Below are 12,127 nucleotides of genomic sequence, written 5' to 3'. Positions count from 1 at the left end.
CATGACCGGCACAGACGATGTACTGCTTGTCCACGGCGGAACCCCGCTCGAGGGCGAGATCCGCGTCCGCGGCGCGAAGAACCTCGTGCCCAAGGCGATGGTCGCCGCTCTGCTCGGCAGTGAGCCGAGCCGGCTGCGCAATGTGCCGGACATCCGTGACGTCAGAGTCGTACGCGGACTGCTGCAGTTGCACGGCGTGACGGTCCGCCCCGGCGACGAGCCGGGCGAACTGGTCCTCGACCCGACGCACGTCGAAAGCGCCAACGTCGCCGACATCGATGCCCACGCGGGCTCGTCGCGCATCCCGATCCTCTTCTGCGGGCCCCTGCTGCACCGCCTCGGCCACGCCTTCATCCCCGGACTCGGCGGATGCGACATCGGCGGGCGGCCCATCGACTTCCACTTCGACGTGCTGCGCCAGTTCGGCGCGACGATCGAGAAGCGCGCGGACGGCCAGTACCTGGAGGCCCCGCAGCGGCTGCGCGGCACCAAGATCCGGCTGCCGTACCCGTCGGTCGGCTCGACCGAGCAGGTGCTGCTGACGGCGGTGCTCGCCGAAGGCGTCACCGAGCTGACGAACGCGGCGGTCGAGCCGGAGATCGAGGACCTCATCTGCGTGCTGCAGAAGATGGGCGCGATCATCTCCCTGGACACCGACCGGACGATCCGGATCACCGGTGTCGACAAACTCGGCGGCTACACGCACCGGGCCCTCCCCGACCGCCTGGAGGCGGCGTCCTGGGCTTCGGCGGCGCTGGCCACCGAGGGCAACATCTATGTGCGGGGAGCGCAGCAGCGCTCCATGATGACCTTCCTCAACACGTACCGGAGGGTCGGCGGCGCGTTCGAGATCGACGACGAGGGCATCCGCTTCTGGCACCCCGGCGGACGGCTCAAGTCCATCGCGCTGGAGACCGATGTGCACCCCGGCTTCCAGACGGACTGGCAGCAGCCACTGGTGGTAGCCCTGACGCAGGCGACGGGGCTGTCCATCGTGCACGAGACGGTGTACGAGTCGCGGCTGGGCTTCACGTCGGCGCTGAACCAGATGGGCGCCCACATCCAGCTGTACCGCGAGTGCCTGGGCGGCTCCCACTGCCGCTTCGGCCAGCGCAACTTCCTGCACTCCGCGGTGGTGTCGGGCCCGACGAAGCTCCAGGGCGCGGACCTGGTCATCCCCGACCTGCGCGGCGGCTTCTCCTACCTGATCGCGGCGCTGGCGGCGCAGGGGACGAGCCGGGTGCACGGGATCGACCTGATCAACCGGGGGTACGAGAACTTCATGGAGAAGCTGGAGAAGCTCGGCGCGAAGGTGGAGCTGCCGGGCGGCCCGATCGTCTGACGAGACTCCCTCGCCGACGGCCCCCGCGGATGCGTCCGCGGGGGCTGTCGGCGTGCGTGGGTGCGGGCGCCGACGTGGGCGTCGGCGTCGGCGGGTGCGCGCGGGTGCGGCACCGGGTGTGGGTGTGCGCGGGCGTGCGGCAAGTGCGGGCGCGGGCGTGCGTGCGCCCTGTGCGCGGGCGCCGGATGCCGATCGGGTTGCGGGACGCGCTTCATACGTGCGCGAGCGTGGCGCCCTGTGTGCCGGCTCTGACGCGGGCGTCGGCGGGTGCGCGCGGAGGCGTGGCGCCCCCGTGCGGGCTCGGGCGTGGCGCCCCCCGTGCGCGCGCCGGGTGCCGGTCGGGTGCGGGAGGCACCGGGTGGGGCGTGGGCCGGGCGTGCGGGCGACTCGACCCTCGCCGGCGTTTGAGGCGCGGGGCACGGGGCGGAGCCCCGACAAGAGCGGCACGCCCCGGCCCCAGGGCTCGCGCCCTCCACACCGCAGCCGGAGGCTGACGCGCGAGGGTACGGGGGCGGCGCCCGGCGGGGTCTGACGTGGCGAAGGGCGGCCGCCCGTGTCGGGTGACCGCCCTCGCGTCGTGCCGGAGGCTTACTTGCCCTTGGCGGCTTCCTTGAGCTTCGAGCCCGCGGAGACCTTCACGCTGTAGCCGGCCGGGATCTGGATCGGGTCGCCGGTCTGCGGGTTGCGGGCGGTGCGGGCGGCACGGTGGGTGCGCTCGAAGGTCAGAAAGCCGGGGATGGTGACCTTCTCGTCGCCCTTGGCGACGACCTCGCCGACGGTCTCGGCGAGAGCGGCCAGAACGGCGTCGGCGTCCTTGCGGGTCACCTCGGCGCGGTCGGCCAGCGCGGCCACCAGCTCACTGCGGTTCATTTTGTTACTCCCGTGTTCTTCTTGCCTGTGAGGCGTGGATCGAAGCCGATGCTGCCAGGGCCCTCGGACAGTCCCCGGACCCGGGTCTGCTGTCAGACCCCTCCGCGCCCGCGGGGGCTGCCCCCAGGACGCAGGTCCTCGGGGAAGCATCCTGCCCCCACCAGCGGCGGGAAAGCCAATCCGGCACCCTCCGGTGTCACCCCGGAGCCGTGCGAAATCCACCACTGCCTCATCGTGGTGACGTTCCGTCGACTCCCTCGGGACTCGTCGGAGCGGGCGGGCCGGGCCGCGTACTCCTGATCCGCCACCCTAAAGGGGGGTTTGCAAGCCCGCGACCCGCGACGCGCCGTATGTCAGTGGGACGTGGGGCCCGTCACAGCGGCGCCCGCCGCCTTCGCCGCGTCCCGTACCGCTCCCGCGACGGCTCCGGCGACCTTGTCGTTGAAGACGGAGGGGATGATGTAGTTCGGGTTGAGCTCGTCCTCGGTGACGACGTCCGCGAGCGCGGCCGCGGCCGCGAGCATCATCTCCGTGTTGACGGTACGGGACTGCGCGTCCAGCAGACCGCGGAAGACGCCCGGGAAGACCAGCACGTTGTTGATCTGGTTCGGGAAGTCCGAGCGGCCGGTGGCCACAACTGCCGCTGTCCGGCGGGCGATTGCCGGGTCGACCTCGGGGTCGGGATTCGCGAGCGCAAACACGATCGCGCCCTCCGCCATGGCCGCGACATCCTCCGCACCGAGCACGTTCGGCGCGGAGACGCCGATGAAGACGTCCGCTCCGACGACCGCTTCCTTCAGCGTGCCGGTGACGCCCTCGGGGTTGGTGTTGTCGGCGATCCAGCGCAGCGGCGAGTCCGGGGCGGCGGCCACCAGGTCCTCGCGGCCCGCGTGCACGACACCGTGGATGTCGGCGACGACGGCGTGCTTGACACCCGCCGCGAGCAGAAGCTTGAGGATCGCCGTACCGGCGGCGCCGGCGCCGGACATGACGACCCGTACGTCGCCGGCGCTCTTGCCCACCACACGCAGGGCGTTGGTCAGCGAGGCGAGGACGACGATGGCGGTGCCGTGCTGGTCGTCGTGGAAGACCGGGATGTCGAGGGCCTCGCGCAGACGGGCCTCGATCTCGAAGCAGCGGGGCGCGGAGATGTCCTCGAGGTTGATGCCGGCGAAGCCGGGGGCGATCGCCTTGACGATCTCGACGATGGCGTCGGTGTCCTGGGTGTCGAGGCACAGCGGCCAGGCGTCGATGCCGGCGAAGCGCTTGAAGAGGGCCGCCTTGCCCTCCATGACCGGCAGTGCGGCCCTGGGGCCGATGTTCCCGAGGCCGAGGACGGCGGAGCCGTCGGTCACCACTGCAACGGAGTTCCGCTTGATGGTCAGCCGGCGGGCGTCCTCGGGGTTCTCCGCGATCGCCATGCAGACCCGTGCCACCCCGGGGGTGTAGATCATGGAGAGGTCGTCACGGTTGCGGATGGGGTGCTTGGACGCCATCTCGATCTTGCCGCCGAGGTGCATCAGGAACGTACGGTCGGAGACCTTGCCGAGGACGACGCCCTCGATGTCCCGCAGACCTTCGACGATCTCTTCCGCGTGTGCCGTGGAGCTGGCCGCGATCGTGACGTCGATCCGCAGCTTCTCGTGGCCGGACGCGGTCACGTCCAGGCCGGTCACGGAGCCGCCGGAGGACTCCACGGCCGTGGTCAGCTGGGAGACCGCGGTTCCGCTCGCGGGCACCTCCAGCCGGACCGTCATCGAATACGAGACGCTGGGCGCCGTTGCCATGACCGGGTTCCTCTGCTTTCCCTAGCTTCGTTGCTACGCGGCACCGCGCCTCGCGGCCCGGCAGCGCTGTGAAGATGGTGACACCTACCTGCCAGTAGCAGGTAATGCGGTCATATTGTTTTCGGAAATTGTTTTCCACCATACGAGAAACGGTCCGGAAACTGAAGAGGCCCGCGTCACCGGTCCAGGTGACGCGGGCCTCTCGAGCGCTGGGTCCGCCGTAGTCAGAGTGGCACCGACCCGCCATGCTCGCCTCGCGGCAAGTGGTCCCTCTGAGGGACGAAGGTTGGGCCCGGGGGCTTGGATCGGGCCGGTGCCGTATCCAGGCTAACGCACGCTCCCGGCAAGTGAATCCCGTACGCCGCCACGGTTCCTGGACGGTCGCCCGTTCAGTCCCGCAGCAGGTCCGGCACGCCCTCCCCGTCGGGCTGGTCGCGGCGGCCCGCGACCACCGTGAGCTGCTGGGTGGCCCGGGTCAGCGCCACGTACAGGACCCGGAGGCCCGCCGGTGACTCGTCGGCGATCTCGGCGGGCGAGACGACCACGGTCGCGTCGTACTCCAGCCCCTTCGCCTCCAGCGAGCCGAGCGCGACGACCCGCTCCCCCAGCCCCGCCAGCCAGCGCGCCGCCTGCTCGCGCCGGTTCATCGCGACGACGACCCCCACCGTGCCGTCGACCCGGTCGAGCAGCCGCCGGGCCTCCGCGCGTACGGCCCCGGCGAGGTCCTCGCCGTCCGGGACGACCGCGAACCGTGGCCGCACCCCGGTGGAGCGGACGGCGGACGGGGACTCCATACCGGGCATGGCGAGCCTGAGCACCTTGGCGGCCAGTTCGGCGATCTCGGCCGGGTTCCGGTAGTTGACGGTCAGCTCGAAGCGGCGGCGGGGACGGCTGCCCAGCGCCTCGTCGCGGGCCTCGGCCGCCTCGTCCGGCGCGGACCAGGACGACTGGGCAGGGTCGCCGACGACCGTCCAGGTGGCACGCCTGCCGCGCCGGCCGATCATCCGCCACTGCATGGGTGTGAGGTCCTGCGCCTCGTCGACGATCACATGCGCGTACTCGGTGCGCTCCGCCGCGAGGCGCTCCGCCCGCTCGCGCTGCGACTCCTCGCGCTGCGGCATCAGCTCCTCCAGCCCGGTCAGCTGGTCCAGCGGGTCGGCCTCACGCCTCCTGCGAGGCCGGGCGGGCGCGCCGAGCAGGGTGTTCAGCTCGTCCAGGAGCGCCACGTCGTGGACGGACAGGCCCTCCCGGCGCAGCGAACGGGCCAGCCTGCGCACCTCCCCCGGATTGAGCACGCGGCGGGCCCAGCGGCCGAGACGCCGCTCGTCGGCCATGGCGGCGAGCACTCCGCGGGGGGTCAGCTCGGGCCACCAGGCGTCGAGGAAGGCGGTGAAGGCGTCCTCGCCGGTGACGTCCTCGTCGAAGGAGGAGCGCAGCTCGGCGGCGAGCTCCGGGTCGCCGCCGTGCCGGGCTGCGGCACCCGACTTGGCGTACAGGGCGTCCAGCAGGAGGCGTCGGGCGCGGGGACGCAGCAGGTTCACGGGGGCGGTGCCCCCGAGCACGTTGTCGCGGATGCGCTGCAGCTCTGCGGCCTCCAGCTCCAGGCGACGGCCGAAGGCGACGACGCGCAACCGGGCGGGTGCGGCGGCGGGGGCGGGCGCGTCCTCAGGCTCCTCGTCGAAGGCGAGCTGTCCTTCCGTGGAGGCGGACCGGCCCTGCGCGGAGGCGGAACCGTACGCGCCGGCGGGCGACAGCTCCAGGGCGCCCCGGGCGGCCTTGCGCAGCACCTTCAGCATCCGGGAGGAGCCCTTGATCCGGGCGACGGCCGGTTCGTCGTAGACCGTCGCCTCCGCCCCGTCGACCAGTGAGCCGACAGCACGGATCGCGACCTGCCCCTCCTCACCGAGCGAGGGCAGCACGCCCTCGGTGTAGGCGACGAGCAGCGGCGTCGGGGAGACGATGAGGATGCCGCCCGCGTACCGGCGCCGGTCCTGGTAGAGCAGGTACGCGGCCCGGTGCAGGGCGACTGCCGTCTTGCCCGTGCCGGGACCGCCCTCCACATAGGTCACGGAGGCGGCGGGGGCGCGGATCACCAGATCCTGTTCGGCCTGGATGGAGGCGACGATGTCGCGCATCGAGTGGCTGCGGGCCTGCCCGAGCGCCGCCATCAGCGCGCCGTCGCCGACGACGGGCAGCTTCTCCCCGTTCAGCGCGGCGGTCAGCTCGGGGCGCATCAGGTCGTCCTCGACGCCGAGGACCTTGCGGCCCTTGGAGCGGATGACGCGGCGGCGCACCACCCGTCCCGGGTCGACCGGGGTGGAGCGGTAGAACGGCGCGGCGGCCGGGGCGCGCCAGTCGATGACGAGGGGGGTGTAGTCGGAGTCGAGGACGCCGATCCGGCCGATGTGGAGGGTCTCGCCGATGTCGGCGGTGTTGTCGGGCCGTACGGCGTCGTCGGCGGGCTCGACGGAGGTGTAGGCGCCGTCGGGGCCCTTCTCGCCGTCCTTGCCGTACAGCAGGTCGATCCGGCCGAAGAGGAAGTCCTCGAACTCGTTGTTGAGGCGGTTGAGGTGGATGCCGGCCCGGAAGACCTGGGCGTCCCGCTCCGCGAGCGCGCCGGGGGTGCCGACCTGCCCCCTCTTGGCGGCGTCGTTCATCAGGAACTCGGCCTCGTGGATCTTCTCCTCGAGACGGCGGTACACCTGGTCCAGGTGTACCTGTTCGACACCGATCTCACGGTCTCGCACCGTGTCGGCGGTGGAACCGACCACGGATTCGACAGCGGCATCCTGCGCGGCCACCGGGCCCCCTTCTTGACAGCACTGGGCAGCCGTCAACCGTACGGCAAGGGGGGAGGATATTGCACCTGCCCGGGCCGCGGACCGGGAGGCCCGGCCCGCGGGCACGGGACCGCGCGGAGAAGGACCGCGGGAAGGGGCTGCGCGAAGGGGGCCGCGGGAAGGGCCGCGCGAAGGGGCTGCGGGCACACGAACGGGGCCGGGGCCGTACAGCTCCCCGGCCGCGGTGCGGCGCCTGCTACGCGTCCACCTCGACCAGCCGTTCCCCCTCGAACGTACGGACCTCGAAGTGATCGATGTCGTTCCGGTCCATCGCCGAGCCGCCGTGGACGTACAGCGGGTTCTTGGCGTTCTCATGCGGGCTGTCGGGGATTCCGTAGCCCCACTTCGGGACGGCCCAGGAGGTCACGACCTCCTCCTCACCGGTCTTGGAGACGGCGATGAGGTTGCACTTGAGCGGTCCCCTGACGTTCTTCAGTTCCAGGACGGCGTGGGTGCCCCAGCCCTTCTTCTCCATGCCGACGACGGCACTGACCTTGGTGGTCGCGTCCGTCGCCTGCACCTTCTCGTCCATGTCGTGGAAGAAGGCGTCCTCGGCGGGGCTGGTGGGGTGCGGGTCGGCGCCCGCCACGTTGTTCCCCGTGCCGTCCGCCGTGACGACGACCGCGACGGCCGGACCGCCGATGATCAGCGCGGCAGCCGCCGCGAGCAGGTACATGCCGCGCCGGCGCTTGTGGGCGCGCTTGACGGCGACCTCGTTCAGCAGGCCGTCGAGCACCTTGGGGCTCGGGGCCGTGGGCACCACGGGCACGGGCCGTGGTGGCGGGAAGTCCTCCATGCCGCGCATGCCGGGCAGGCTGTAGAGGTTGCCCTGCGGCGGCGCGGCGGCCGGGGCCTGCGCGAGCATCGCGAGCATCGGCTCCATCCCCGAGAACTCCTCGAGGTGGGCGGCACAGATGTCGCACGCCGCGAGATGCGCCTCGAAGGCGGAGGCGTCCGCTTCGTCGAGCACGCCGAGCACATACGCGCCGACGGCGTCGTGCACGGATTCCTGCTCGTACATGGTCATGCCGAGACCCCCCTCTCCTCAAGTGCGAGCTTCATGGAACGGAGCGCGTAGAAAACGCGGGACCGCACGGTCCCGCTGGGTATGCCGAGCGTTTCGGCCGCCTCATTGACCGTACGCCCCTTGAAATACGTCTCGACAAGAACTTCCCTGTGGGCGGGCGTCAAATCATCGAGCGCATCTGAGAGCGTCATCAGCCACAACGCCTTGTCGATCTCGTCCTCCGCGGGCATGACCTCCAGCGGCGACGGATCGACCTCCTGCGGCCGGGCCTGCCGGCTGCGGTGACCGTCGATGACGATACGCCGGGCGACCGTCACCAGCCAGGGTCGGACAGAGCCGGTCGCACGGTTGAGCTGACCGGCGTTCTTCCAGGCACGGATGAGCGTCTCCTGCACGACGTCCTCGGCGCGCTGGCGATCGCCGGCGACGAGACGCAGTACATAGGCGAGCAACGGCCCTGCGTGTTCACGGTAGAGAGCACGCATCAACTCCTCGTCGGGCACAGAGGTGTCGATACGTGGCTTCTCACTGCGATGGCGGGCCCGTTGCGGACGGTCATCGGCCACGGCGGCATCCTTGCGCACCTGCACCTCCCGGTCGAGACCCTGATTTCGTCGGCTGAGCCGCCAGGCGTCCCTGCGGCATGGCCTGGTCCCTCTTCACTACGGGCACGGCGGGAGGTTCACTCAATGCCGGCCGAAGAAACTTCGAGATCTTTTGCCGAGGTCCTCCTGCGGTGCCTGGCCACACGCTCGCGGTTTCCGCACACCTCGCTGGAGCACCACCGCCGCCGCCTGCCGCGCGACGTGTCCAAGTAGACGCGGCGGCAGTTGTCTCCCTCGCACTGCCGCAGCCGCGAGCGCGCGACGGGATCGGTGAGGAGGTCGATCGCGTCCCGTGCGACGACCGCGAGGAGCGCGGCGCACCCGGGCGCGGCGCCCAGCGCCCTCACCAGCCGGCCTTCGTCGTCGCGTACCGCCCTGATGCTCGGCGGGGCGCTCTGTGCACGGGAGTTGACGACCTCCAGGTCGCGATCCTCGGAGCGCATACGCACCAAGCGGTCGACGCAGTCCCGCAGTTCGACGAAGGCGGCCACCCAGCCGCTGTCGACACCGGCCGGCCGGGTCCCGGCCGGGACGAGGCCGGCGCCGGTGAGCCAGCTCGCCAGCCTCCCGGGGTCCGCAAGGGGTTCACGCCCGCCGGGCCGCCGGTCCGTCTCCTGTGCCGTCGCCACCAGGTCCAGACAGATCCGACCGGAGTCGAACCGCCATGGCTGCGCGTGGGGGCCGCCCGTACGCGCCGCTGTCATGCGCCTGTCACCGCCTCGGGATCACCGTCGGGTGTTCCCACCAGAGTGCCCGCCGATGAGTGCGGCCGGAAGACCTCAACAGGACGCGGTCAGTCCTTGTCCGCGTACTTCGCGTCGGACGCGGTGTCGAGGGCCAGCCGGTAGCCGCGTTTCACGACGGTCTGGATCAGCTTGGGCGCACCCAGCGCCGTCCGCAGCCGGGCCATCGCCGTCTCCACGGCGTGCTCGTCCTTGCCCGCGCCCGGCAGGGCCCGCAGCAGATCGGCGCGGGAGACGACCCAGCCCGGCCGCTCCGACAGGGCGCGCAGCAGGGCCATGCCGGCGGGCGGCACCGGACGCAGCTCGTCGTCGACGAGGACGGCGTGTCCGCGGATCTCGACACGGCGGCCCGCGGCCGGGAACGAACGGGCGCGGCCCGGCAGTTCGGCACCGAGCAGCTGTACGAGCGGGCCGAGCCGGAACCGCTGCGGCTGCACCGTGGTGACACCGGCGGACTGGAGCGGCACGGCGGTGACCGGGCCCACGCAGGCCGCGAGGACGTCCCGCTCCAGGGCGTCCAGCAGGTCGCGGAGGAGGCCGCGGCTCTCGGCCCGGTTCAGCAGGGAGGCGGCGGCCGGGGCGCTGGTGAAGGTGACGGCGTCCAGGCCGCGGGCGACCGTCGCGTCCAGTAGCCGGTCGAGCGGGGCGATGTCCTCGGGCGGCATCCAGCGGTAGACCGGCACGAGGACGACGTCCGCGCCCCCCGCCCGCAACGACTCGACGAACCCGGGCAGCGGCTCGCCGTGGAGCTGGAGCGCGACTCGGCGGCCCACCACGCCCTCGCCGAGCAGCCGGTCCAGGACCTCCGCCATGGACTCGGACGGCGGCGACCACTCCTCGGTGAGCCCGGCCGCACGGATGGCGCCCTTGACCTTGGGGCCGCGTGCCAGCAGCTCGGCGCCGCGCAGCCGGCCGAGCAGCTGCTCGCCCAGCCCCCAGCCGTCGGCGGCCTCCACCCAGCCGCGGAAGCCGATGGCGGTCGTGGCGACGACCACGTCCGGGGTGTGGTCGATCAGCCCCTTGGTCGCGGCGAGCAGCTCCGCGTCGTCGGCGAGCGGAACGATGCGCAGCGCGGGGGCGTGCAGGACGGCCGCGCCCCGCCGCTGCAGCAGGGCGCCCAGCTCGTCGGCGCGTCGGGCGGCGGTCACGCCGACGGTGAAGCCCGCGAGGGGGCCGTTCGATTGGCCTTGGTCGTGCATGTCGGTCGTCCCCACTGAAGTGCCCCATCGGCGGTGCCATCGGACTGTGAACGGGCGACCGAGCCTGTCAAAGGTGCGTGACAGGCCCGGTTCGCTCATATTTCACCGTGGTTACGGACTCCGCTCGCTCAGACCCGTGCGTAGGCCCGCTCGGTCTCCGTCTGCGTGTCGGCCGTGCGGACCGGCACCGCGACGGGCCGGCGGAGGTATACGACCCAGGTGACGGCCGAGCAGATCGCGTAGAAGGCGAGGAAGGAGACGAAGGCGGCGGTTCCGGTGCCGGCGGTCTGGAAGGACTGGCGGAAGGCCAGGTTGATGGCGAGCCCGCCGACCGCGCCGACGGCGCCGATGAGCCCCATGGAGGCGCCGGACAGCCGGCGCCCGTAGGCGGCCGCGGTCTCACCGGTCATGCCCTTGGCGAGTGCCTTGTTCTGGAAGATGCCGGGGATCATCTTGTAGGTCGAGCCGTTCCCGAGGCCGGTGAGCACGAACAGGGCGATGAAGCCGATGAGGAACACGGCCAGGGACTCCTGGACGGAGGCGGCGATGACCACACCGGTCGCGGCGGCCATGCCCACGAAGTTCCACAGAGTGATGCGCGCACCGCCGAAGCGGTCGGCGAGCGCACCGCCGAGCGGCCGGATCAGCGAGCCGAGCAGCGGGCCGATGAAGGTGAGGGAGGCCGCCTGGAGCGGTGTGCGGCCGAACTGGGTCTGGAGCACGAGACCGAAGGCGAAGCTGTAGCCGATGAACGAGCCGAAGGTGCCGATGTAGAGGAAGGCCATGATCCAGGTGTGGCCGTCCTTGGCCGCGTCGATCGCCGCGCCGGTGTCGTTCTTCACCGGTGCGAGGTTGTCCATCCACAGTGCGGCGCAGAGTGCGGCGACGACGATCAGCGGCAGGTAGATGCCCAGCACCAGCCGCGGGTGGGCCGCTCCCGCCGTGCCGATGATCAGCAGGGAGACGAGCTGGATCACCGGCACGCCGATGTTGCCGCCACCCGCGTTGAGGCCGAGTGCCCAACCCTTCTTCCGCAGCGGGAAGAAGGCGTTGATGTTCGTCATCGACGAGGCGAAGTTGCCGCCGCCGACACCCGTGAGAGCGGCGACCGCGAGGAACGTCGTGTACGAGGTGCCCGGCTCCATCACCAGGTACGCCGCGCCCGTCGGCAACAGCAGGAGCAGCGCGCTGAAGATCGTCCAGTTGCGGCCGCCGAACTTCGCGACGGCGAAGGTGTACGGCACCCGGATCACGGCGCCGACGAGGGTCGCCGTGGCGATCAGGAAGAACTTGCCCGCCGGGTCGACCCCGTACTCCGGTCCCATGAAGAGGACCATCACGGACCACAGGCTCCAGACGGAGAAGCCGATGTGCTCACTGAGCACCGAGAAGGCGAGGTTGCGCCGGGCGACCCGCTCTCCCTTGGTCCGCCAGAAGGTCTCGTCCTCGGGGTCCCACTCTTCGATCCATCGGCCTGCCATCACGCGCCTCCACCTGTTTCCGATCGTGGAGGCGACGTTATGGACGGCGCGTTTCAGGGCCGGTGGTTACAGGTCACCGGCGCGAAACCTTGCTCTCACGCGCCGGTCGGGTGGGATGTGAGCGGACGGCCCCCGGCCGTGGGGGGCGGGGCCGGGGGGGGGGGGGCCCCCCCCCCCCGCGCGGGGGCAACCCCCGGGCCTAAAACCGCGCGAAAAAAGACCACCAACCCCCC

9 protein-coding genes are annotated in these 12,127 nt (G+C 71.6%); 1 reads left to right on the top strand and 8 read right to left on the bottom strand.

From position 1 onward, the window contains the following. Position 1 precedes the first annotated feature (1 nt). Positions 2-1,342, top strand: a complete 1,341-nt coding sequence (murA, locus tag AB0903_RS30525) for a UDP-N-acetylglucosamine 1-carboxyvinyltransferase (RefSeq protein ID WP_366707970.1) — start codon at positions 2-4, stop codon at positions 1,340-1,342. Positions 1,343-1,930: 588 nt separating this feature from the next. Here murA and AB0903_RS30520 read toward each other — a convergent pair. The 8 genes from AB0903_RS30520 to AB0903_RS30485 form a co-directional block, all read right to left on the bottom strand. Then, on the bottom strand, positions 1,931-2,212 hold the full coding sequence (locus tag AB0903_RS30520; RefSeq protein WP_004571953.1) for an HU family DNA-binding protein: 282 nt from the start codon (positions 2,210-2,212) through the stop codon (positions 1,931-1,933). Positions 2,213-2,565: 353 nt separating this feature from the next. Then, a complete protein-coding gene (locus AB0903_RS30515) occupies positions 2,566-3,999 on the bottom strand; it encodes an NAD-dependent malic enzyme (protein ID WP_366707969.1) in 1,434 nt (477 codons plus the stop codon). Between the two features lie 389 nt (positions 4,000-4,388). After that, positions 4,389-6,800 (bottom strand): UvrD-helicase domain-containing protein, encoded by a 2,412-nt coding sequence (locus AB0903_RS30510; protein WP_366707968.1) that lies wholly within the window; start codon positions 6,798-6,800, stop codon positions 4,389-4,391. Between the two features lie 235 nt (positions 6,801-7,035). After that, positions 7,036-7,866, bottom strand: a complete 831-nt coding sequence (locus AB0903_RS30505; RefSeq protein ID WP_366707967.1) for a zf-HC2 domain-containing protein — start codon at positions 7,864-7,866, stop codon at positions 7,036-7,038. Continuing rightward, positions 7,863-8,456, bottom strand: a complete 594-nt coding sequence (locus tag AB0903_RS30500; RefSeq protein WP_264243816.1) for a sigma-70 family RNA polymerase sigma factor — start codon at positions 8,454-8,456, stop codon at positions 7,863-7,865. Before AB0903_RS30500 ends, AB0903_RS30505 begins: the two co-directional genes overlap by 4 nt. A 92-nt stretch (positions 8,457-8,548) precedes the next feature. Next, positions 8,549-9,175, bottom strand: a complete 627-nt coding sequence (locus tag AB0903_RS30495) for a CGNR zinc finger domain-containing protein (protein WP_366707966.1) — start codon at positions 9,173-9,175, stop codon at positions 8,549-8,551. Between the two features lie 89 nt (positions 9,176-9,264). Then, positions 9,265-10,413: a uroporphyrinogen-III synthase gene (locus AB0903_RS30490; RefSeq protein ID WP_366707965.1), complete on the bottom strand. Its 1,149-nt coding sequence runs from the start codon at positions 10,411-10,413 to the stop codon at positions 9,265-9,267. Between the two features lie 128 nt (positions 10,414-10,541). Further along, a complete protein-coding gene (locus AB0903_RS30485) occupies positions 10,542-11,894 on the bottom strand; it encodes a nitrate/nitrite transporter (RefSeq protein ID WP_366707964.1) in 1,353 nt (450 codons plus the stop codon). Positions 11,895-12,127: the final 233 nt, after the last annotated feature.

The organism is Streptomyces sp. NPDC048389 (assembly GCF_040706335.1).
In the GTDB taxonomy this organism is placed as follows: domain Bacteria; phylum Actinomycetota; class Actinomycetes; order Streptomycetales; family Streptomycetaceae; genus Streptomyces.
This window is presented reverse-complemented; position numbering and strand designations above follow the sequence as displayed.

Coding starts and splice junctions, on each gene's coding strand:
- AB0903_RS30520 (WP_004571953.1), bottom strand. CDS start 2,212: ATGAACCGCAGTGAGCTGGTGGCCGCGCTGGCCGACCGCGCCGAGGTG.
- murA (WP_366707970.1), top strand. CDS start 2: ATGACCGGCACAGACGATGTACTGCTTGTCCACGGCGGAACCCCGCTC.
- AB0903_RS30505 (WP_366707967.1), bottom strand. CDS start 7,866: ATGACCATGTACGAGCAGGAATCCGTGCACGACGCCGTCGGCGCGTAT.
- AB0903_RS30490 (WP_366707965.1), bottom strand. CDS start 10,413: ATGCACGACCAAGGCCAATCGAACGGCCCCCTCGCGGGCTTCACCGTC.
- AB0903_RS30495 (WP_366707966.1), bottom strand. CDS start 9,175: ATGACAGCGGCGCGTACGGGCGGCCCCCACGCGCAGCCATGGCGGTTC.
- AB0903_RS30485 (WP_366707964.1), bottom strand. CDS start 11,894: ATGGCAGGCCGATGGATCGAAGAGTGGGACCCCGAGGACGAGACCTTC.
- AB0903_RS30515 (WP_366707969.1), bottom strand. CDS start 3,999: ATGGCAACGGCGCCCAGCGTCTCGTATTCGATGACGGTCCGGCTGGAG.